Source organism: Streptomyces sp. NPDC014733 (genome assembly GCF_043083385.1).
Classification (GTDB): Bacteria; Actinomycetota; Actinomycetes; order Streptomycetales; family Streptomycetaceae; genus Streptomyces.
The window spans coordinates 40,745-61,451 of sequence record NZ_JBIBYO010000011.1; the positions used below are offsets into that span (position 1 = coordinate 40,745).

At 72.7% G+C, this 20,707-nt stretch carries 19 protein-coding genes; 10 read left to right on the forward strand and 9 right to left on the reverse strand.

Annotated features, from left to right (window positions below):
• The first annotated feature begins 8 nt into the window (after window positions 1–8).
• Window positions 9–215: a hypothetical protein gene (locus ACF1BH_RS22960; RefSeq protein WP_391645000.1), complete on the forward strand. Its 207-nt coding sequence runs from the start codon at window positions 9–11 to the stop codon at window positions 213–215.
• Window positions 216–278: 63 nt separating this feature from the next.
• Here the strand turns inward: ACF1BH_RS22960 and ACF1BH_RS22965 are convergent, their stop codons facing one another.
• A complete protein-coding gene (locus ACF1BH_RS22965) occupies window positions 279–458 on the reverse strand; it encodes a hypothetical protein (protein WP_391645003.1) in 180 nt (59 codons plus the stop codon).
• A gap of 572 nt (window positions 459–1,030) precedes the next feature.
• Between ACF1BH_RS22965 and ACF1BH_RS22970 the strand changes: the two genes are divergently transcribed.
• Window positions 1,031–1,594 carry a hypothetical protein gene (locus ACF1BH_RS22970; RefSeq protein WP_391645005.1) on the forward strand — a complete coding sequence of 188 codons (564 nt, stop codon included), beginning with the start codon at window positions 1,031–1,033 and terminating at the stop codon, window positions 1,592–1,594.
• A gap of 315 nt (window positions 1,595–1,909) precedes the next feature.
• Here the strand turns inward: ACF1BH_RS22970 and ACF1BH_RS22975 are convergent, their stop codons facing one another.
• Both ACF1BH_RS22975 and ACF1BH_RS22980 read right to left on the reverse strand, forming a co-directional pair.
• Complete coding sequence (locus ACF1BH_RS22975; RefSeq protein WP_391645007.1) at window positions 1,910–3,433, reverse strand: aldehyde dehydrogenase family protein; 1,524 nt, start codon at window positions 3,431–3,433, stop codon at window positions 1,910–1,912.
• 162 nt (window positions 3,434–3,595) lie between these two features.
• Window positions 3,596–4,852, reverse strand: coding sequence for a GAF domain-containing protein (locus ACF1BH_RS22980; protein WP_391645009.1), 1,257 nt, complete (start codon window positions 4,850–4,852; stop codon window positions 3,596–3,598).
• Between the two features lie 207 nt (window positions 4,853–5,059).
• Here ACF1BH_RS22980 and ACF1BH_RS22985 point away from each other — a divergent pair, with 207 nt between their 5' ends.
• Window positions 5,060–5,698 carry a TetR/AcrR family transcriptional regulator gene (locus ACF1BH_RS22985; protein ID WP_391645011.1) on the forward strand — a complete coding sequence of 213 codons (639 nt, stop codon included), beginning with the start codon at window positions 5,060–5,062 and terminating at the stop codon, window positions 5,696–5,698.
• Window positions 5,699–5,768: 70 nt separating this feature from the next.
• Here ACF1BH_RS22985 and ACF1BH_RS22990 read toward each other — a convergent pair whose 3' ends face one another.
• Window positions 5,769–7,055 (reverse strand): glycoside hydrolase family 18 protein, encoded by a 1,287-nt coding sequence (locus ACF1BH_RS22990; RefSeq protein WP_391645013.1) that lies wholly within the window; start codon window positions 7,053–7,055, stop codon window positions 5,769–5,771.
• Window positions 7,056–7,394: 339 nt separating this feature from the next.
• Here ACF1BH_RS22990 and ACF1BH_RS22995 point away from each other — a divergent pair, with 339 nt between their 5' ends.
• Window positions 7,395–8,567: an acyl-CoA dehydrogenase family protein gene (locus tag ACF1BH_RS22995; protein WP_391645015.1), complete on the forward strand. Its 1,173-nt coding sequence runs from the start codon at window positions 7,395–7,397 to the stop codon at window positions 8,565–8,567.
• A gap of 230 nt (window positions 8,568–8,797) precedes the next feature.
• Here ACF1BH_RS22995 and ACF1BH_RS23000 read toward each other — a convergent pair whose 3' ends face one another.
• Entirely contained in the window at window positions 8,798–9,217 is a 420-nt protein-coding gene (locus ACF1BH_RS23000) for a hypothetical protein (RefSeq protein WP_391645017.1), read from the reverse strand.
• Between the two features lie 207 nt (window positions 9,218–9,424).
• On the opposite strand from ACF1BH_RS23000, the gene ACF1BH_RS23005 reads away from it, so the two are divergent.
• The 5 genes from ACF1BH_RS23005 (at window position 9,425) to fxsA (ending at window position 15,232) form a co-directional block, all read left to right on the forward strand.
• Complete coding sequence (locus tag ACF1BH_RS23005; RefSeq protein ID WP_030288641.1) at window positions 9,425–9,865, forward strand: Lrp/AsnC family transcriptional regulator; 441 nt, start codon at window positions 9,425–9,427, stop codon at window positions 9,863–9,865.
• A gap of 113 nt (window positions 9,866–9,978) precedes the next feature.
• Entirely contained in the window at window positions 9,979–11,619 is a 1,641-nt protein-coding gene (locus ACF1BH_RS23010; protein WP_391645020.1) for an amidohydrolase, read from the forward strand.
• Between the two features lie 551 nt (window positions 11,620–12,170).
• On the forward strand, window positions 12,171–13,841 hold the full coding sequence (lnt, locus tag ACF1BH_RS23015; protein ID WP_391645022.1) for an apolipoprotein N-acyltransferase: 1,671 nt from the start codon (window positions 12,171–12,173) through the stop codon (window positions 13,839–13,841).
• The gene (locus ACF1BH_RS23020) at window positions 13,838–14,596 is read left to right on the forward strand and encodes a polyprenol monophosphomannose synthase (RefSeq protein WP_391645024.1); all 759 of its coding nucleotides are present in this window, start codon (window positions 13,838–13,840) and stop codon (window positions 14,594–14,596) included. The genes lnt and ACF1BH_RS23020 overlap by 4 nt, the downstream gene beginning before the upstream one ends.
• Window positions 14,597–14,671: 75 nt before the next feature.
• On the forward strand, window positions 14,672–15,232 hold the full coding sequence (gene fxsA / locus ACF1BH_RS23025) for an FxsA family membrane protein (protein WP_391645026.1): 561 nt from the start codon (window positions 14,672–14,674) through the stop codon (window positions 15,230–15,232).
• 176 nt (window positions 15,233–15,408) lie between these two features.
• On the opposite strand, the gene ACF1BH_RS23030 is transcribed toward fxsA, so the two are convergent.
• The 4 genes from ACF1BH_RS23030 to ACF1BH_RS23045 all read right to left on the reverse strand — a co-directional run bounded on the left by ACF1BH_RS23030 (window position 15,409) and on the right by ACF1BH_RS23045 (window position 19,039).
• Window positions 15,409–15,786: an RNA polymerase-binding protein RbpA gene (locus tag ACF1BH_RS23030; protein ID WP_026170122.1), complete on the reverse strand. Its 378-nt coding sequence runs from the start codon at window positions 15,784–15,786 to the stop codon at window positions 15,409–15,411.
• 361 nt (window positions 15,787–16,147) lie between these two features.
• Window positions 16,148–17,503, reverse strand: coding sequence for an MFS transporter (locus tag ACF1BH_RS23035; protein ID WP_391645029.1), 1,356 nt, complete (start codon window positions 17,501–17,503; stop codon window positions 16,148–16,150).
• A 61-nt stretch (window positions 17,504–17,564) separates the two neighbouring features.
• Window positions 17,565–18,365 (reverse strand): glycerophosphodiester phosphodiesterase, encoded by an 801-nt coding sequence (locus ACF1BH_RS23040; protein WP_391645031.1) that lies wholly within the window; start codon window positions 18,363–18,365, stop codon window positions 17,565–17,567.
• A complete protein-coding gene (locus ACF1BH_RS23045; RefSeq protein WP_391645033.1) occupies window positions 18,362–19,039 on the reverse strand; it encodes a YitT family protein in 678 nt (225 codons plus the stop codon). Before ACF1BH_RS23045 ends, ACF1BH_RS23040 begins: the two co-directional genes overlap by 4 nt.
• A gap of 106 nt (window positions 19,040–19,145) precedes the next feature.
• Between ACF1BH_RS23045 and ACF1BH_RS23050 the strand changes: the two genes are divergently transcribed.
• Window positions 19,146–20,651 (forward strand): PLP-dependent aminotransferase family protein, encoded by a 1,506-nt coding sequence (locus tag ACF1BH_RS23050; protein ID WP_391645035.1) that lies wholly within the window; start codon window positions 19,146–19,148, stop codon window positions 20,649–20,651.
• Window positions 20,652–20,707 lie beyond the last annotated feature (56 nt).

A 20,707-nucleotide genomic window follows, 5' to 3' on the forward strand; every position in this document is an offset into this window, starting at 1 on the left:
AGAACACCGTGCCCACGCTCGCCCTCATCCTGCTCGTTACCGCCTTGGTGGTCGTCGTCGCGGTCTTGGCCGCCGCAGTAGCGGGGAAGCTGGCGCGTCTCGACGGCGCCACCTATCCCGCCGCTCTCACCCGCGCTGGGATCGCCTTCGCGGCTACCCTCACCCTCGCCACCGCCTTCACCGCGGCCCTCGCCGCAGTAACCCCGAGGCTGTGAATCGCGCGGTTTCTCCCGAGACCGTCGCAGTCGGTGATCGGCTAGTGACCTGACAGTGCGATGTCACGTGCGGGTGAGGCCCTCGTGGTCCCACTGCTCGAGCCGCGCCTCCGCGGGCAGTGCGCTGCCGTCGGGTGCAAGACGCTGGACTGGCATGTTGGGGGAGGCACATGCGAGCAGTTGCTCGGCGACGAGTTGGGGAGCGAGCAAGGCTGCGGTGCCGGCCTCTCGGTTGAAAGCCACCTGGTAGGTGGCGATGACGGATACCTCCCATGGGGTGAGGGGGTCGCGTTCCGGCTCACTGTGGCGGGTTCGGGGAAGGGCGGGTGTCTTGACTGCCACCAGCTGCCAGGGCGCGGTGGCGGGGCGGTCGGCTTCTTCGCGTGCCTGGCGGATCCAGTCGGCGGTGAGCTGGCGGAACGCGGCGTGGGCCTCGGGGGCTTCCCCTTGCGGCGGCGCCCGAAGGCGTCGCTGACGACGGTGTACACAGAGAAGTCATGATCTTCCAGGCGCTGCCAGGACCAGGTGGCTCGGCGACTCCACTCGTACCACGCTCGCCGGAAGGTCTTCTCCGCTTCTGCTCCCAATCCGGCGAAGCCGGGATCGCCGGAGAATTGCGGCGTGGGCAGGACGCGTACGGCAGCCGCCTCCAGAAGATGGGCCGGCTGGACGAGGGCCGCGAAAGCCCGACGCTCGGCGTCGAGGACGGCGGTGAGCCGACTCTGAAGTCCGTCGGCCCACGGGGCGAGAAACGGGTAATCGGCTACTGCCTGGTTGCTCCGTATCAGGTAGGAGTGCAGTCGGCGCCAGTGTGAGTGGCGTCCGGAGCGGAGATCGCGGGCGCGGTCATAGCGTTCCCACTCTTCGTCGTGCCCGGCCTCGTTGTCTTCCTCATCCGCGTCTTCGACGTCATTGGTGTGGGGCGGGTAATCGCCGGTGGAGAGGGCGATTGCCGCGTCATGCTCGGCCTTGATGTCCTCATCGTCGTCGGGTTCCTGTCGAGCCAGATGGTGAGAGAGTCCACGTCGTTCACCGCCGCGCCGAGCGGCAGGATCGGACTGTCCGTGAACAGAGCCCACCGGCAGTTCGTACAAAGCCGCTCGACGGCTTCGCCGAACGGGATGTCGAACTGGTTCACAGAAGCGGCCGACCGCAGTGCGCGGCACTCGGGGCTTCCGTGGAGCTTGCCCTTGCCCGTTGGTGAGGCGTGGCAGGTGATGGGGGTGTCCCGGGCCGACCCCAGGGGAACCTCGGGCTTGAAGATCGAGCCGAGCATGAGGTGGCGGAGCTCACCGGTATTCGAGGACATGTCGGCAGGCTATGCGCAGGCACTGACAGTCCGCCGGGTAATCGGCCCCCACCACTCTGGGGTGAGTTGACACACCGCGCCAGGCACAGCCGCCAGCACGACGGTCATGCGAACCATGTGATGAGAGCGGTCGGGCTCGAAGGATGTTCCCACGCCCGCGGAGCGTGCTGCTGAGCCTGAGCGGTCCCGCTAGGTCGCGCCACCACACGTGACAGAGGGTTGTCGCCTGCCTCACACCGGGCGGGAGTCTGGTCCGTGACTGGTCCGGGGACATTCCCCGTGCAGGTCGACCATCGACCTGAGGCAGCCTGTTGCTTACCCAGAGTGACTCCAATGTCGGGCTGCCTGGAGCGTAACGGCGCCTCCAGGCAGCCGACTTGAGGCTCTAGAAGAACCCAAGTTTCTTCGGGCTGTATGAAACTAGAACGTTCTTCGTCTGCTGATAGTGATCCAGCATCATCTTGTGGTTCTCGCGGCCGATGCCGGACTGCTTGTAGCCGCCGAAGGCGGCGTGGGCCGGGTAGGCGTGGTAGCAGTTGGTCCACACCCGGCCGGCCTGGATGGCGCGGCCGGCGCGGTAGGCGGTGGAGCCGTCGCGGGTCCAGACGCCGGCGCCGAGGCCGTAGAGGGTGTCGTTGGCGAGGGTGATGGCGTCGTCGAAGTCGGCGAAGGGGGCGACGGCCACGACAGGGCCGAAGATCTCCTCCTGGAAGACGCGCATGGCGTTGTTGCCCTCGAAGACGGTGGGGCGGACGTAGTAGCCGCCCTCCAGTTCGCCGCCGAGTTCGGCGCGGGCGCCGCCGGTGAGGACGCGGGCGCCTTCCTGACGGCCGATGTCCAGGTAGGAGAGGATCTTCTCCAGCTGGTCGTTGGACGCCTGCGCGCCGACCATGGTGTCGGTGTCGAGCGGATGGCCCTGGACGATCTTCTCGGTGCGGGCCACTCCCGCGGCGAGGAAGTCCTGGTAGTGGCCGCGCTGGATCAGGGCGCGGGACGGGCAGGTGCAGACCTCGCCCTGGTTGAGGGCGAACATCGTGAAGCCCTCCAGCGCCTTGTCGAGGAAGTCGTCGGTGGCCGACGAGACGTCGTCGAAGAAGATGTTGGGGCTCTTGCCGCCCAGTTCGAGGGTGACCGGCCGCAGGTTCTCCGAGGCGTACTGCATGATCAGACGGCCGGTCGTGGTCTCGCCGGTGAACGCGACCTTCGCCACCCGGGGGCTGGAGGCCAGCGGTTTGCCCGCCTCGGCGCCGAAGCCGTTGACGATGTTGACGACGCCCGGCGGCAGCAGGTCCGCGATCAGGCTCATCAGGAAGTGCACCGAGGCGGGCGTCTGCTCGGCGGGCTTCAGGACCACGGCGTTGCCCGCGGCGAGCGCGGGGGCCAGTTTCCAGGTCGCCATGAGGATGGGGAAGTTCCACGGGATGATCTGCGCGACGACGCCCAGCGGCTCGTGGAAGTGGTACGCGACGGTGTCCGCGTCGATCTCGGAGAGGGTGCCCTCCTGGGCGCGCACCGCACCGGCGAAGTAGCGGAAGTGGTCGATGGCCAGCGGGATGTCGGCGGCCAGCGTCTCCCGGACCGGCTTGCCGTTCTCCCAGCTCTCGGCGACGGCCAGCTCCTGGAGGTGGGCCTCCATCCGGTCCGCGATGCGGTTGAGGATCACGGCGCGTTCGGCGGGCGCGGTACGGGCCCAGGCGGGGGCCGCCGCGTGCGCCGCGTCCAGGGCGCGTTCGACGTCCTCGGCGGTGCCGCGCGCCACCTCGGTGAAGGGCCGGCCGTTCACCGGCGTCGGGTTCTCGAAGTACCGGCCCCGGGCGGGCGCGACGTACTCGCCGCCGATCCAGTGGTCGTACCGGCTCCGGTAGGACATCACGGCATCGGCGGAACCGGGGTGGGCAAAGCGGGCCATGGCACGGCCTCCCAATCGCTCGGCGCGGTGCCCTCCGCTTCCCTGCGGAGGACGGTGCGCGCACGGTAGGGCGGGGGAGGTTGCCACAACGTTGCGCGGGCAGCGGCGGCCGGGGCGGGACCGCGCCGTGGTGGTCCGGCGCCGCCCGGAACCCGCATCGCCCTACCGCCCCACCACCCCGTACACCTCCCGCAGCCGCCGCACCGCGGCCCGGGCCCGTGCGTGTCCGGGGGCGTGCGGGGGGAGCGCGGCGGCCAGCGCCTCCCAGACCTCCAGGTCGTCCTCGCCCCAGGGCGTCCCGGCCCACTGCCGCAGCCCCTCCGGATCGCCGCAGGTCAGCAGGGTGCGCCGGAGCCGCGCCTCCAGAGCGTCCCGCAGTCGCCGTACGCCGGGGGCGTCGGACAGCGGGAGCAGCGGGCCCGGGTAGCCGTCGAGCGCCGCCGACGGGTCGCCGGCGGCCAGGGCGGCGCCGACCGCGGCGGCGTCGGTGCCGACGGGGCGCCGCAGCCGGTACGGGCGGGAGTCGAGCAGCGGGCCCACGAGGTGCCGCAGCCGCGAGAGTTCGGCCCGGAGCGTCACGGGGCGCACCTCCCGCTCGCCGTACAGCAGCAATGACAGCTGATCACCGGTCAGGCCGTCGGGGTGGTGGGCGAGCAGCACCATGATCTCGCTGTGCCGCCGCCCCAGCCGCAACCGCCGGCCGTCCACCACCAGCAGCGCCTCGTCGCGGCCCAGCGCGGTGAGATGGACGCAGGGTTCCGGCGCGGACGCGGCGAGATGCGCCTCGGCGGCGCGGGCGGTGGCCTGGACGAGGGCGAGGCTGTGGGGGTGGGCGAGATGGTCGCCGCCGGTGATGTCGACCGCGCCCAGCAGCCGCCCGGTGCGCCGGTCGTGCAGCGGCGCCGCGGCGCACGTCCAGCGCTGCACCCGCCGGTTGTAGTGCTCCGCCGCGAAGATCTGGACGGGGTGGCCCGCGGCGAGCGCGGTGCCGGGCGCGTTGGTCCCGGCGTGCCGCTCGTCCCAGCGCGCCCCGACCACGAAGTTCATGCGCTCCGCGCCCCGCCGCACGCCCGGGTGGCCCTCGACCCACAGCATCCGGCCCTGCGCGTCGCAGACGGCCATCAGATGCGCCCCGTCCTGCGCGGTGGTGCCCAGGAGTTCCCGGAAGACGGGCAGCGCGCGGGCGAGCGGATGGCTGTCGCGGTGGGCGCGCAGCGCCTCGCCGTCCAGCTCCACCGGGACCGCGCCGTCGGGCGCCGCGCGGGCGTCGGCCGAGCGCCGCCAGGAGTCGGCGACCACCGGGCGCACCGGCGGCGCCACCGGCCCGCCCGCGAGGAACGTCTCGTGCGCCCGCCGCAGGGAGGCGATCCGCGCGGCGGGATCCGCGCCCGCCTCCAACGCCAGCCAAGGATTGACCACGTACCACCTCTCCGTGCGGCGCCGCCCCGTACGCCGATCGTCCGGGAACGCGGCGGCGCCGTAAACCCCCGTGCGGGGGACAACGGCGCCGGGCGCGGGCCGGGGGAGCGCGGGCCGCCGTGACTGCGCCCGGTGCACTCCCGGCGTGGAAATTGACGCTCTGTCATACTGCCGGGAATTTACGGCAGTTGCAGATGAGAGCGGATTGTGAACAAGACCCAGCAGCGTGGACGGAGTGCCTGCACCACCGACCGTTCACAGGCGCGTCGGCGGGACCTCATAGCCGTCGGACGGAAGTTGTTCGCCGACACGTCGTACGACGCCCTCTCCATGGACGACATCGCCCGGCACGCGGGCGTCGCCAAGGGCCTGATCTACTACTACTTCACCAACAAGCGCGGCTACTACCTCGCGATCGTCGAGGACGCCGTCGCCCAGCTCGCCGAGCGGGCCGGTGCCGCCCAGGACCTGCCGCCCTACGACCGGGTGCGCCACACCGTCGACGGCTATCTCCGCTACGCCCAGCACCACCAGGCCGCCTACCGGGCCATCGTCACCGGGGGCGTCGGCTTCGACGCGGAGGTCCAGGCGATGCGCGACGCGGTCCGCGCCCGGATGCTCACCGCCCTCGCGCACGGCGCCTGGGGCCGCGACGACCTGCCCTGCCTGGCCCGTACGGTGCTGATCGGCTGGCTGAGCGGCGTCGAGGGGGTCACCCTGCACTGGATCGAGGAGCAGCGGCTGCCCCGCGAAACCATCCGTGAACTGCTGGTGCGCGGGCTGGAGGACGCCCTGCGCCTGATCGCGGAGCACGAGCCGGACTGCCCGGCGCCGCCGGCCGGCTGAGCCCGGAGCGCACGCGTACGAAGGGCGGGAGGCCGCGGCCTCCCGCCCTTCGTACGCGACCCGCGAGGTGCTACTTGATCGCCTTGATCAGCTCGCCGTTCGCGGTGTCACCGCTCAGCTCCCAGAAGAACGTGCCGCCCATGCCCTGCTCGTTCTTGAAGGCCATCTTCCCGGCGATGGTCTCCGGGGTGTCGTAACTCCACCACTGGTCCCCGCACTTGGCGTACGCGGTGCCGGCGATCTTGCCGGTGGCCGGGCACCGGTCCTTGAGGACCTTGTAGTCGTCGATCCCGGCCTCGTACTTGCCCGGGGCCGCGCCGGTGGCGGTGCCGCCCGGCTTGTCGTCGGTCACGCCCTGCCAGCCGCGGCCGTAGAAGCCGATGCCCAGCAGCAGCTTGTCCGCCGGAACACCGAGCTTCTTCAGCTTGGCGGTGGTGTCGGTCGTGTTGAAGCCGTCCCGCGGGATGCCGTCGTACGCGGTCAGCGGGGAGTGCGGAGCGGTCGGCCCCTTGTCGTCCCACGCGCCGAAGTAGTCGTACGTCATCGGGTTGTACCAGTCGACGTACTGGGCGGCGCCGGCGTAGTCCGCCTTGTCGAGCTTGCCGCCGTCGGAGGCGTCGGCGCTGATGGCCGCGGTCACCAGCTCGTCCTTGCCGAACTCCTCGCGCAGCGCCTTCATCACGTTGGTGAAGGCGTCCTTCCCGCTGGTGTCGCAGGTCAGACCGCAGTCGTTGGGGTACTCCCAGTCGATGTCGATGCCGTCGAAGACATCGGCCCACCGGGGGTCCTCGACCATGTCGTGGCAGGACTTGGCGAACGCCGCCGGGTTCTTGGCCGCCTCACCGAAGCCGCCGGACCAGGTCCAGCCGCCGAACGACCAGACCACCTTGAGGTTCGGGTGCAGCTTCTTCAGCTTGCGCAGCTGGTTGAAGTTGCCGCGCAGCGCACCGTCGTCCCAGGTGTCGGCCTTGCCGTCGACGCTCTGGTCGGCGGTGTACGCCTTGTCGTAGTCGGCGTAGGAGTCACCGATGGCGCACTTGCCGCCGGTGACGTTGCCGAAGGCGTAGTTGATATGCGTCAGCTTGTCGGCGGAGCCCGACGTCTCGATGTTCTTGACGTGGTAATTCCGGTCGTAGACACCCCAGTTGGTGAAGTATCCGACGACCTTGTCGCCCGCGGCGGTGGCAGGCTGCGCCGCGGTCTTCGCCGTGGCGGCCGCCGGGTGTGCGGCGGTGGGGGCGCCGGACGGGGCGGCGAGCGCCTGGCCCGCGAGCAGGGTGCCGGAGAGCGCCACCGTACAGAGGGCGGTGGTGGCTGCCAGAGCTCGGCGCGATCGTCCACGGTGCGGTCTGAGCATGTCTTCTCCTCGGAGGGGGGACGAGGGACGGGATGCGACCTGCGTTCCGAACGTTCCAAAACGCGTGGGGCGTTGGGGAGAAGCTAGATGGACTAGACCAGTGCGTCAATGGTTCGGACCAATTTCGCCGCCAGTTCATCTGCCTGCGCAAAGATCATTCCCCGTCCGTCAACCCGTGACGCCAGGCCGCCGATCGGGCATACTCCAAGCGCCACAGTCGCAGGTCATCGCGTTCCGAGACCCGGAGGGCAATCATCGGCTGGGCACCCGGAAGACGGCACCGCCGCCCACCCCACGCGTGCGGGGCCGCCAGCGCCCGAGACGGAGGAGAGCGCCGCCATGACCGAGTACGGCCCCCGCCCGGTGGACCGCAGTCTGCCCACCGAGGAAGCCCGTGACCTGCTGACGCTCGTCAGGGATCTCGCCGAGCGGGAGATCGCCCCGAGCGCCGCCGAGGAAGAGGAGGCCGGCCGCTTCCCGCGCGCGACCTTCACCCTGCTCTCCGAATCCGGACTGCTCTCCCTGCCGTACGCCGAGGAGTTCGGCGGCGGCGAGCAGCCCTACGAGGTCTACCTCCAGGTCCTGGAGGAGCTGGCGGCCGCCCGCCTCACCGTCGGCCTCGGCGTCAGCGTCCACACTCTGGCCTGTCATGCCCTTGCCGGATTCGGGACCAAGGAGCAGCGCGCCGCACTTCTGCCCGCCATGCTCGGCGGCGGGCTCCTCGGCGCCTACTGCCTCTCCGAGCCCTCCTCGGGCTCCGACGCCGCCTCCCTGACCACCCGCGCCGTCCGCGACGGCGACGACTGGGTCCTCAACGGCACCAAGGCGTGGATCACCCACGGCGGCGTGGCCGACTTCTACACCGTGCTCGCCCGCACCGGCGACAGCGGCGCCCGCGGCATCACCGCGTTCCTCGTCCCCGGCGACGCCGAGGGCCTCTCCGCCGCCGCCCCCGAACGCAAGATGGGCATGAAGGGCTCGCCCACCGCCCAGCTGCACTTCGACGGCGTACGGGTCGGCGACGACCGCCGCCTCGGCGACGAGGGCCAGGGCTTCGCCATCGCGCTGGCCGCCCTGGACTCCGGCCGCCTCGGCATCGCCGCCTGCGCCGTCGGCGTCGCCCAGGCCGCGCTGGACACCGCGCTCGGATACACCGCGGAGCGGCGGCAGTTCGGCCGTCCGATCGCCGACTTCCAGGGCCTGCGGTTCCTGCTCGCCGACATGGCCACCCGGATCGAGGCCGGCCGAGCGCTCTACCTCGCCGCGGCCCGGCTGCGCGACGCGGGCCGCCCGTTCTCCAAGGAGGCGGCGATGGCCAAGCTCTTCTGCACCGACACCGCGATGCGGGTGACCACCGACGCCGTCCAACTCCTGGGCGGCTACGGCTACACCCAGGACTTCCCCGCCGAGCGCTACATGCGCGAGGCGAAGGTCCTGCAGATCGTCGAGGGCACCAACCAGATCCAGCGGATGGTCATCGCCCGCCATCTGGCGGGACCGGAATCACGCTGAACCGCCCGGGGCGAACTCCGCCCCGCCAGATGCCGGTTCGGGCCCGCCTCGCGACGAGGGGCGGGCCTTTTCCGTACCCGCCGGGGGCGGGCGCGCCGTGCGGGTGCGGACATGAAAGAACCCGGACCGGTCGTACCGGCCCGGGGACACGGGAGGAGGAGCGGAGGGAGCGTCGGACCCCCTCGCTCCGGGCGCTGTCGGGCGGACGCCGAGCGCCGTCGTGCGCGTCGTCAGGCGTGGCGCATCCGCGGCACCCGGACGGTGCCGGAGCCGTCGCCGCCGATGTGCGAGAACGGCTGACGGCGCCAGTCCAGGCCCTCCGGAAGCGTCAACAGGACGGCCGCGTCCTGCTCGTGGGCGTCCAGCGCGTCCGGCGTCTGCGCGGCCTCACTGACCGGCCGCCCCGACCCCTGGCAGACCGTCAGGCCGAACGGGTTCCACGGCGAGGGGCACAGCGCGTGCTCGGGAAGGCTGTCCTCCTCGGCGAGCAGCGCGATGGGCTGCCCGCAGTCCGGGCAGGCGACCCGGAAGATGTCGTAGGTGCCGAACTCGTCCGGATCGTCGTCCTCGACGAAGCCGGGACTGTCGCCGTCGGTGGTGCCGACTCGGGTCGCAGTGGTGTCCTGCTTGATGCGTCGCATGGTGTCCATCCCCCTCGGGTGGGCCGCTCGGCCGCCGCTCCTGTGACGGGCGGTCCGGGCCACCACCAGCAATTCCCCTCATGCCGCGTGCATAATCGCCGCCGCCCTCCGGACAGCGGAGCGCGCCTGTGGCGTTCGTCACATGAACGGCGCGCGGGGGTGTCCACAACCCGGCGCGCGGTGCACGGGGGCGCGTCGGCACAGTAAGTTGAACGCGTGGAGGAGTTGGACCGACGAATCGTGGATCTGCTCGTCAAGGACGGGCGGATGAGCTACACCGACCTGGGCAAGGCCACCGGCCTGTCCACCTCGGCGGTGCACCAGCGGGTGCGCCGCCTGGAGCAGCGCGGGGTGATCCGCGGCTATGCCGCGATCGTGGACCCGGAGGCGGTGGGGCTGCCGCTGACCGCCTTCATCTCGGTCAAACCCTTCGACCCCAGCGCCCCCGACGACATCGCCGAGCGCCTCGCGGACGTCCCCGAGCTGGAGGCATGCCACAGCGTCGCCGGCGACGAGAACTACATCCTCAAGGTCCGCGTCGCCACCCCGCTGGAGCTGGAGCACCTGCTCAGCCGCATCCGCAGCCTGGCCGGCGTCTCGACCCGCACCACCGTCGTCCTGTCCACGCCGTACGAGGCCCGGCCGCCCCGTATCTGAGGCGGGGCTCGCACGGGGCGCGGCCGACCGGCCGGCCGCGTATCTCCCGCCACGCCGCGCCTTCGCCCACCCCGCGCACCGGCCCCGGCCCGGCAGGGGCGAAACTGTCCGGTATGAGCGAGCGCATCCCCGATCCGGCCCGTCCCCGTACCGTCCTGCTGCGGGGCGGTGAGGTGCACAGCCCCGCCGACCCCTTCGCCACCGCCATGGTGGTGGAGGGCGACAGCATCGCGTGGGTGGGGGAGGAGGGCGCCGCCGATTCCTTCGCCGACGGCGTCGACGAGGTCGTCCACCTCGACGGCGCACTCGTCACCCCGGCGTTCACGGACGCACATGTGCACACCACTGCCACCGGCCTCGCCCTCACCGGCCTCGACCTCGCGCCGGCCACCCGTCTCGCCGACGCGCTCGCCCGCGTCCGCGCGCACGCCGCGGCCCGTCCGCACGACCGGGTCCTCCTCGGCCACGGCTGGGACGCCACCGCCTGGCCCGAGGGCCGCCCGCCGTCCCGCGCCGAACTGGACGAGGCCACCGGCGGCCGTCCCCTCTATCTCACCCGCGTCGACGTGCACTCCGCCGTCGTCACCACCGCCCTGCTCGACCTCGTCCCCGGCCTGCGTGACCTGCCCGGATTCCATGCCGACGCCCCGCTGACCGGCGATGCCCACCACGCCGTGCGGCAGACCGCGTACGCCACGCTCACGCCCGCCCAGCGCGCCGACGCGCAGCGCGCCGCGCTCGCCCGGGCCGCCTCGCTCGGCATCGGCAGCGTCCACGAATGCGCCGGTCCGGAGATCTCCGGCGAGGACGACTTCACCGCCCTGCTCGCCCTCGCCGCCGAGGGGAACGGTCCGCGGGTCGTCGGCTACTGGGCCGAACTGGTCGCATCCGCAAAGGAAGCCGACCGCATCCGCGAACTGGGCGCCCTCGGCGCCGCGGGTGATCTCTTCGCCGACGGCTCCCTCGGCTCGCACACCGCCCACCTCCACGCGCCCTACGCAGACGCCGGCCACACCGGTACCGCCCACCTCGACGCCGAGGCCGTCGCCACCCACGTCGCGCACTGCACCGAGGCCGGACTCCAGGCCGGCTTCCACGCCATCGGCGATGCCGCGCTGACCACCGTCACCGACGGCGTCCGGGCCGCCGCCGACCGCGTCGGCCTCGCCCGCGTCCGCGCCGCCCGCCACCGCGTCGAACACGCCGAGATGCTCACCGAGCGCACCCTCGCCGCCTTCGCCGACCTGGCCCTGACCGCCTCCGTCCAGCCCGCCTTCGACGCGGCCTGGGGCGGTACCGAGGGCATGTACGCGGCACGCCTCGGCGCCGACCGCGCCCGCACCCTCAACCCGTACGCGGCGCTGCTGAAGGCCGGGGTGCCGCTCGCCCTCGGCTCCGACAGCCCCGTCACGCCCCTCGACCCCTGGGGCACGATCCGCGCCGCGGTCTTCCACCGCACCCGGGCGCACGGCATCTCCGCCCGCGCCGCCTTCACCGCCCACACCCGCGGCGGCTGGCGCGCCATCGGCCGCGACGACGCCGGTGTGCTGGTGCCCGGCGCCCCCGCGGACTACGCCGTCTGGCGCGCCGGGGACCTCGTCGTCCAGACGCCCGACGAGCGCGTCGAGCGCTGGTCGACCGATCCCCGCTCCGGCACCCCGGGCCTGCCCGACCTCAGCCCGGACCGTCCGCTGCCGGTCTGCCTCGCCACCGTCGTCGCCGGACGTACCGTCTTCGCACGGCCGAACGAGTGACTTCCCGCGGCCGCCGCCGCGCGCGGCGGCCGCGCCGTACGCCCCTGCCCCGCCTGGGATCGGCGGCCACCGGTCCGGCGGGACGGTGAAAAGGCCCCGGATGTGGCGGCTGTTGACAGCAGCCGGTCGGCGGCCGGTAGGTTCGGCCGAGTCCACCACAGGACGTCCGGCCGGGAGATTCCGTACCGTCGTCGGCCGCGGCTGGGCCACGGGCGGTGTGCCGGGACCGGACGCCGTCACTGTGAGCCAGGTCCAGCACCAGCGGCGCGAGACGCGGAAACGCTCCGGCCGGAGGGGTCCCTCCCGGCTCCCTGGAGAGCCGGGAGGACGGTGCGACCCGGGTGGGGCCCGGACGCTCAGTAGACAACGGCTCTCGGTCGACCCGCAGCCAGCGGGCCCCAGGTCGGCCCGAAGGGCACCGGGCCCCTATCCGCACCGCCCACCCGGCGGCGCCACGGACCGCCTGCCGCCTCCGGCACCCCGCACCCGCCACCCCGGCCTTCCGATGTACGGTCTGCTCACCACCGCACGACCTGCAGGAAGGCGCGACCGTGCCCCCGGGCCCCTCCGACACCACCGAAGCCGCGGCCGACCGCGACGCGGCCGACGGTTCCGCGCCGCCGACCGCGCCGGACCCGGCACCGCCCCGTCCCGGCCGGTGGCGCCGTCTCGGCGCCCTCGCCCGCCGCACGGCCCCGCGCACCGCGCTCGCCGCCTGCGCCGGAATCGCCCTCGGCCTCGCCTTCCCGCCGTACGACCTGTGGCCGCTCTCCCTGGTCGCGGTCGCCGCGCTGGCGCTGCTGGTCCGCGGCCGGAGCGCCGCACAGGGCGCCTGGCTCGGCCTCGTTCTCGGCCTGCCGTTCTTCCTGCTGCTGCTCAAGTGGCTCCATGTGGTCGGCTGGGACGCCGTGGTGGGGCTGTCGTTCGCCGAGGCGCTGTTCATGGCGTTGCTCGGCGCCGGGCTCGCCCGCGTCTCCCGGCTGCCGTGGTGGCCGCTGTGGGGCGCCTGTCTGTGGGTCGCCCAGGAGTGTGCCCGCGACCGGCTCCCGTTCGGCGGCTTCCCCTGGGGGCGCCTCGCGTTCGCCCACACCGGCTCGCCGTTCACCCCGCTCGCCGCGCTGGGCGGCGCGCCGCTGGTGACCTTCGCCGTCGCGCTGACCGGCGGTCTGCTGGCGGCCTGCGCCGCCGGGCTGTGGGGACTGCGCTCCGGTGGGACGCTGCGCCGCGCGCTGCCCGCCGTGGAGGCGTTCGGCCTCGCCGCGGCGCTCACCGCGGCCGGCACGCTGGTCCCCGTACCGACCAAGGCGGACGACACCGTCGACATCGCGGTCGTCCAGGGCAATGTCCAGCAGCCCGGTATGGACTTCCTCGGCCGCCCGATGCAGATCCTCGACAACCACGCCCGGGCCACCGAGCAGCTGGCCGCGGATGTCCGGGCCGGCAAGGCGAACAAGCCCGACCTGGTCATCTGGCCGGAGAACGCCTCCGACCTCGACCCCTTCCGCTTCCCGCAGGCCCGCGAGCGGATCGACGAGGCGGTCCGGGCGATCGGCGTGCCGGTGCTCGTCGGCGCCCTCGTCGACCACCCGACCAAGCCCGGGTACGTCTTCAACGAGGGCATCGTCTGGGACCCGGCCAAGGGCCCCGGCGCCTCGTACACCAAGCAGCACCCGGTGCCGTTCGGCGAGTACGTGCCGTTCCGGGAACAACTCAGCAAGATCATCACGCGGTTCCAGCGGGTGCCCCGGGACTTCTACCCGGGTGACCACACCGGCGTCCTGAAGGTCGGGCCCGCCCGGCTCGGTGACGTCATCTGCTTCGAGGTCGCCTATGACGAGATCGTGCACGACACCGTGCGCGCCGGGGCCCGGGCCCTGGTGATCCAGACCAACAACGCGACCTACGGCCGTACCGGACAGCCCGAACAGCAGCTGGCGATGTCGAAGCTGCGCGCCGTCGAGCACGGCCGCGCCGTCGTGACCGCCGCGACCAGCGGAATCAGCGCGGTGGTCGCACCGGACGGAAAGATCGTCCGGAAGATTCCCGAATTCACCCAGGGTGTCGTCTCGGCGCGCATCCCGCTCCGCGACGAAACGACGCTCGCCGACCGCGCGGGTGCGGCACCCGAGTGGACGCTCGCTATCGTGGGCCTTCTGTCCTGCGTCGCGTCCCCTCTGATCGGCCGGCGCGGGCGACCGAAGGACGAGAAGGGGCAGCAGTGACAGACGGCGGTCAGCGGCAGTACGGTCCGCTCGGCACCACCTTGGTGATCATCCCGACGTACAACGAGGCGGAGAACGTCAAGCCGATCGTCGAGCGGGTACGGTCCGCCGTCCCCGAGGCGCATGTGCTCGTCGCGGACGACAACAGCCCGGACGGCACCGGCAAGCTCGCCGACGAACTCGCGGCCGCGGACGACCACGTCCATGTGCTGCACCGCAAGGGCAAGGAAGGGCTCGGCGCCGCCTATCTCGCCGGGTTCCGCTGGGGCGTCGAGCACGGCTACGGCGTCCTCGTCGAGATGGACGCCGACGGCTCCCACCAGCCGGAGGAGCTGCCGCGGCTGCTCACCGCGCTCAAGGGCGCCGATCTGGTCCTCGGCTCGCGCTGGGTACCCGGCGGCCGGGTGGTGAACTGGCCGAAGTCCCGCGAATTCCTCTCCCGCGGCGGCTCCACCTACTCCCGCCTGCTGCTCGACGTGCCGATCCGCGACGTGACCGGCGGATTCCGCGCCTTCCGGGTGGACGCGCTCGACCGGCTGGGCCTGGACGAGGTGGCCTCCCAGGGGTACTGCTTCCAGGTCGACCTGGCCCGCCGCGCGGTCAAGGCCGGGCTGCACGTCGTCGAGGTGCCGATCACCTTCGTCGAGCGGGAGCGCGGCGACTCCAAGATGAGCCGGGACATCGTCGTCGAGGCGCTGTGGCGGGTCACCGCCTGGGGCGTCGGCTCCCGCCTGGACAAGATCCGCGGAAAGTGACCCCGGCCGCCCCGAGGTGATCGTCGCGGCGACCCTCGGGGACGGCCCGGGCGGGCGGCCAGGCACACTTGAGGCATGACGTTCGGAGCCACGCCCACGCCACCGCCCCGCCCGCCCCGGCGCTCCGCCGCCCGCCGTTTCCTGCCGCTCGCGGTGATCGCCTGGTTGGTCCTGGAGGTCTGGCTGCTCCGGCTGGTGGCCGAGGCGGCCGGCGGCTGGACGGTCTTCCTGCTGCTGATCGCCGGGGTCGTCGCGGGCAGTTATGTGATCAAGAGGGCGGGCCGCCGGGCCTGGCGCCGGCTGGCCGAGTCGGTGCAGTCCGGTACGGCACCCGAGCCCGCCAAGGACGGCGGCAACACCCTGCCGATGCTCGGCGGTCTGCTGCTGATCCTTCCCGGCATGATCTCCGACGTGCTGGGCCTGTTCTGCCTCTTCCCGCCGACCGGGAAGCTGCTCCGCCGCCGCGCCGAGAAGCTGCTGACCCGCCGCGCCGCGCGCCCGGCCCCCGGGTCCCTCGGTGACGCCTTCCAGCAGGCGCGGATGCACCGGCCCGACGGCAAGGTCGTCCAGGGTGAGGTCATCCGCGACGACGAGCCGCCGCGCCCGCCCCGCCAGGACCCGCCGCTGACCCGCTGAGCGGGCGGCCGGGCGCGGCGACGGGCCGGCTCCGTGGGGGAGCGGAACCGGCCCGGGCGGCGCCGGACCGTCCGGGCCCGCACCGTCCGGACACGCACGAGGGCCGGTGCCACCGAGTGGTGGCACCGGCCCTCATGTGCTGCTGTGGTGCGCTACTGCGTCGGGAAGTCCGGTCGTCAGGCGGACTTGCGATTGCTGTCGCGCGGATGCACGGCGATGTTCATGGTGCCGGAGCGCAGGACGGCCAGCCGTTCGGCCAGCACCTCCTCCAGCTCCTCGCGGGTGCGGCGCTCCATGAGCATGTCCCAGTGCGTACGCGCGGGCTTACCCTTCTTTTCCTCCGGGCCGTCGCCATCCACCAGAAGCGAGGGTGCGCCACATACCTTGCACTCCCACTCCGGCGGAATCTCGGCCTCAACCGAGAACGGCATCTCAAACCGATGTCCGTTCTGGCATGCGTACTCCACCGCCTGGCGCGGGGCCAGGTCGATGCCGCGGTCGGTCTCGTAGCTGGTCACCACGAGTCGCGTGCCGCGAAGAGCTCGCTCACTCATGAATCGTGCCTCCCGGGCTTGTCGCCCACAGGACAGGTGTCGCTGTCGTCGTCATCTGGTCAACGTCCGGTCGGCGGTGAAGATTCCCGAATTCGGGATGGATGCGCCCGCCCGTCACCGACCACCGTTCCTGACGGAGGCGCCGTACGCCGCTGCTCACCTTCACCACTCGCCCGCCTCCGCCGTGACGGAGACGCTGCGTGCCGCTGCCTACCTTCGTGCCGCCCCTTGTTGTACCCACCAGCGCCCGTTTTGTCACATCTGACAGGAGATGTCACCCAGCGCCCACTTCTCTCGAACGCGCAGTAACGGTCCGCCTGGTGAGCCAAAGGCGTATACTACCGCGCCACCTCCACCGAAACTAAATCCGGTCCGGTACGGGATTCCCCGCCGCAGCCACGGCCCGCCGCATCGGGACCCGCGCCAGCAGGACGAATCCCACCACGAAGAACACCCCCAGCGATGCGATGGCCAGCCGGTAACTCCCCGACAGCTGGTACGCCACCCCGAACACCAGCGGCCCCAGCCAGCTCACACCCCGGTCGCTGATCTCGTACGCGGAGAAGTACTCCGCCTCCTTGCCGCGCGGCACCACATGGGAGAAGAGCGAACGCGAAAGCGCCTGACTGCCGCCCAGAACCAGGCCGATGGCCGCGGCCAGCGCGTAGAACCACACCGGCTCCCCGGGCGGCAGTGCGCACCCCGCGACGATCGTCGCCGTCCACGCCACCAGCGAACCGAGGACCGTGCGCTGCGCGCCGTACCGCCGGGCCAGCCGCCCCATCACCAGCGCCCCGGCCGCCGCCAGCACCTGCACCAGCAGGACCGAGGCGATCAGCGTCGTCTGGTCGAGGCCCAGCTCCTGCGAACCGTAGACGGACGCCTGGGTGATGACCGTCTGCACGCCGTCGTTGTAGACGAGGTACGCCAGCAGGAAGGCGAGGGTGAGCGGACGGGCGCGCATGTCGCGGAGGGTGGCGCGCAGCTGGGACAGGCCCCGGCCCGCCGCCGCGGGTCCGTCCGGTCCGGGACGCTCCGGCGTCCGGTCCGCCCAGCGGTCGCGCAGTCTGCGCAGCGGAATGACCGAGAACAGCCCCCACCACAGGCCGGATGAGGCCAGACAGATGCGGATCGCGGCGCCCTCGGTCAGACCGAAGGAGGCGTGCGCGCCGTAGAGCACCAGATGGCCGATGAGCGCCAGACCGGCCGCCGCGTAGCCGAACGCCCAGCCGCGGGTGGAGACCGCGTCGCGCTCCTCGGGCCCGGCGATCTGCGGCAGATAGGAGTTGTAGAGCATCATCGAGACCACGAACGCGACGTTCGCGACGATCAGCAGCGCCCCGCCCAGCAGATAGCGCGTGCCCTCCAGCCAGAACATCCCGGCCGTCGCCACCGAACCGGTCACCGTGCAGAGACCGAGCAGCGGCTTCTTGCGGCCCGTCCGGTCGGCCACCGCCCCGGCCAGCGGCATGGCCAGCACCGACAGCAGCAGCGACGCCGAGACGGTGTACGCGAAGAACGAACCGGGGCGCACCGGTATCCCGAGCGGATGGACGAAACCGTCCGGACCCGCGGCGGCCTGCGCGATCGAGGTCAGATACGGGCCCAGGAAGACCGTCAGCACGGTCGTGGAGTAGACGCTGTTGGCCCAGTCGTACCAGTACCAGCCGCGCTGTTCGCGGCGGAGCGCGGCGAGCCGCGCGGGTTGTTCGTCCACGGTCGGTGCGTGCACCGCCCACCCCCGTCTTCCCCCCGGCGGCACGACCGGGCGCCGGGGGTCAGATCCAGGCGTTCCGTCCGGTCAGCACCGCACGCAGTGTGTCGATGTGATCGGTCATGATGCCATCCACGCCAAGATCCAACAGCGCGGCCATGCGGCCGGGATCGTTCACCGTCCACACATGCACCTGCAACCCCAGCGCATGCGCCGCGCGGACGAACCGCCGGTCCGTCACCGGGACCCCCGTCTGCCGCTCCGGCACCTGCACACACACCGCGCTGCGCCGCACCGCCGCGCCCAGCAGCCGGTCCAGCGGCAGCGGCGCCGGGCCCAGCGAGCGCAGCCGCAGCCCGGCCACGCCCCGGGTGCCCAGCGACGTCGCCAGCCGCGCCCCGGCCCGCCGCTGCGCCCGCGCCACCCGCGCCTCGGAGAACGAGCCGACACAGACCCGGTCCCACGCGTCCGCCCGCCGCACCAGCTCCACCAGCGGCTCCAGCGCCGCCTCCGCCTTCAGATCGACGTTCCAGCGCGCCCCGGGGAACTCCGCCAGCAGGTCCTCGAAGAGCGGCAGCGGCTCCCGCCCGGCGACCCGGGCGCCGCGCACCGCCCGCCACGGCAGCTCCCCGATCGCGCCCCGCCCGTCGGTGACCCGCTCCAGCGTCGCGTCGTGGAAGGCCACCAGCTTCCCGTCCGAGGTGGCGTGCACATCGGTCTCCAGGTAGCGGTAGCCCGCCGCGACCGCGCGCCGGAACGCGGCGGCGGTGTTCTCCAGCCCGTCCGCCGCCCCGCCGCGGTGCGCGAACGGCAGCGGCGCGGGGTGGTCGAGGTACGGGTGGCGGGGGCGTATCGCAGGGGTCACTCGGTGATTGTCGCCGGTGCGACCGGGGCGTCGCCGCCCGCCACCACCCGCGAGGGCTCCGGCGGCAGCCCCTTGACCGCGAAGCGGCGCAGGAAGAACTGCGCCAGCGGGCCGATCGCCAGCGCGTACAGGACGGTGCCCGCGCCGACCGAACCGCCGAGCAGGAAACCCACGGCGAGGACGGTCACCTCCAGGCAGGTCCGCACCAGGCGCACCGGCCGTCCGGTACGCCGGTGCAGTCCGGTCATCAGGCCGTCGCGCGGTCCCGGGCCGAAGCGCGCCGAGATGTACAGACCGGTCGCCGCGCCGTTGACCAGCACCGCGAGGAACAGCAGCGGGATGCGGACGAGCAGCGCCTGCGGCGTGGGGAGGAGCGACAGCGTGGCGTCCATGACCAGGCCCAGCACGACGACGTTGGAGACCGTGCCGAGCCCCGGGCGCTGCCGCAGCGGTATCCACAGCAGCAGGATCAGCGCACCGGTGACGATGGTGACCGTCCCCATCGACAGCCCGGTGTGCAGCGAGATGCCTTGGTTGAGCACGCTCCACGGCTCCAGCCCGAGCCCGGCGCGCAGCTGGAGCGCCATGCTCACGCCGTAGAGCACCAGACCCGTGTAGAGCTGCACGAGCCGACGCGGCAGAAATGTCCCCGGCGTCTTGTGCGCCTCGTCCATGGACAACGAACTTCCTCCTCCTGGCAGGATTGGACCGACGCGTGCCACCATGTGGCAGGTCGGTACGGGTCATCGATAGCCAATCGGGGAAAGGTGGACTGCAATCATGGCGCAGTGGACTTCGGCGGTGGGTGCTCCGCAGCTCGCCCGGCTGCTCCGGTCGCAGGACCCCAGGGACGCCGAACTGACCGCCGCCGGACGCCGGTTGCCCGCCTACCGCAGCCTCGCCGACGGTGTCCGCCTGCTCGTCCTGGAAGGGCGTGTCCCGGTCGCCGCCCGGCTGCCCGCCGAACGCGAACTGGCCGGCGCCCTCGGTGTCAGCCGCACCACCGTCGCCGCCGCCTACGAGGCGCTGCGCGCCGAAGGCTTCCTGGAGTCCCGCCGCGGCTCCGGCAGCTGGACCGCCGTACCGGCCGGCAACCCGCTGCCCACCCGCGGGCTGGAGCCGCTGCCACCGGAGGCCGGCGGATCCGTGATCGATCTGGGCTGCGCGGCGCTCCCGGCCCCGGAGCCGTGGCTGACCCGCGCCGTCCAGGGCGCCATGGCCGACCTGCCGCTCTACGCCCACACCCACGGCGACTACCCCGCGGGACTGCCCGTCCTGCGCCGGGCGCTCGCCGACCGCTACACCGCCCGCGGCATCCCCACCATGCCCGAGCAGATCATGGTCACCACGGGCGCGATGGGCGCCGTAGCCGCCATCTGCAAGCTCTGCACCGGCCCCGGCGAACGCGTCGCCGTCGACTCCCCGTCGTACACCAACATCCTCCAGCTGATGCGGGACGCGGGCGCCCGGCTGGTGCCGGTGGCGCTCACCGAGCGGCTGGGCGGCTGGGACATCCCCGCCTGGCGCCAGGTGATGCGGGACGCCGCGCCACGCATGGCGTACGTCGTCGCCGACTTCCACAACCCCACCGGCACCCTCGCCACCGAGGACCAGCGCCGCCGCATGGTCGACGCGGCGCGCGCGGCCGGCACCCTCCTCGTCGTCGACGAGACCATGACCGAGCTGCGGCTGGACGACGATCCCGAGCCGCCGCGCCCGGTCTGCGCGTTCGATCCGGCGGGCAGCTCCGTCATCACCGTCGGCTCGGCCAGCAAGGCGTTCTGGGCCGGGATGCGGATCGGCTGGGTGCGCGCCGCGCCCGATCTGATCCGCAGCCTGGTCGCCGCCCGCGCCTACTCCGACCTGGGCTCACCCGTCCTCGAACAGCTCGCCATCGCCTCGCTGCTGGACTCCGGCGGCTGGGAGGAGGCGGTCGCCATCCGCCGCGACGAGGCCCGCCGCAACCGCGACGCGATCGTCGGCGCGCTCCGCCGCGCGCTGCCCGACTGGGAGTTCACGGTCCCGCACGGCGGCCTCACGCTCTGGGTCCGCACCGGCGGCCTGTCCGGCTCCCGGATCGCCGAGGCGGGGGAGCGGCTGGGCGTCCGGGTGCCGTCCGGGCCGCGCTTCGGCGTCGACGGCGCCTTCGAGGGGTACGTACGGCTGCCGTTCACGGTCGGCGGCGCGGTGGCCGAGGAGGCCGCCGACCGGCTGGCGAACGCGGCCCGGCTGGTGGCCGGCGGCCACACCACCGGCGTGGAGTCGGTGCGGACGCTGGTCGCCTGAGGCCGACGGGCGTCCGGGGACGCCTTCCGGCACCGGGAGCGCTCGGCGGCGGGTGC

What these genes read in the sequence shown, in the direction of transcription:
- ACF1BH_RS22975 (WP_391645007.1), bottom strand. Translation starts at nt 3,433, where the DNA reads ATGGCCCGCTTTGCCCACCCCGGTTCCGCCGATGCCGTGATGTCCTAC.
- ACF1BH_RS22990 (WP_391645013.1), bottom strand. Translation starts at nt 7,055, where the DNA reads ATGCTCAGACCGCACCGTGGACGATCGCGCCGAGCTCTGGCAGCCACC.
- ACF1BH_RS22995 (WP_391645015.1), top strand. Translation starts at nt 7,395, where the DNA reads ATGACCGAGTACGGCCCCCGCCCGGTGGACCGCAGTCTGCCCACCGAG.
- ACF1BH_RS23000 (WP_391645017.1), bottom strand. Translation starts at nt 9,217, where the DNA reads ATGGACACCATGCGACGCATCAAGCAGGACACCACTGCGACCCGAGTC.
- ACF1BH_RS23010 (WP_391645020.1), top strand. Translation starts at nt 9,979, where the DNA reads ATGAGCGAGCGCATCCCCGATCCGGCCCGTCCCCGTACCGTCCTGCTG.
- fxsA (WP_391645026.1), top strand. Translation starts at nt 14,672, where the DNA reads ATGACGTTCGGAGCCACGCCCACGCCACCGCCCCGCCCGCCCCGGCGC.
- ACF1BH_RS23030 (WP_026170122.1), bottom strand. Translation starts at nt 15,786, where the DNA reads ATGAGTGAGCGAGCTCTTCGCGGCACGCGACTCGTGGTGACCAGCTAC.
- ACF1BH_RS23045 (WP_391645033.1), bottom strand. Translation starts at nt 19,039, where the DNA reads ATGGACGAGGCGCACAAGACGCCGGGGACATTTCTGCCGCGTCGGCTC.
- ACF1BH_RS23050 (WP_391645035.1), top strand. Translation starts at nt 19,146, where the DNA reads ATGGCGCAGTGGACTTCGGCGGTGGGTGCTCCGCAGCTCGCCCGGCTG.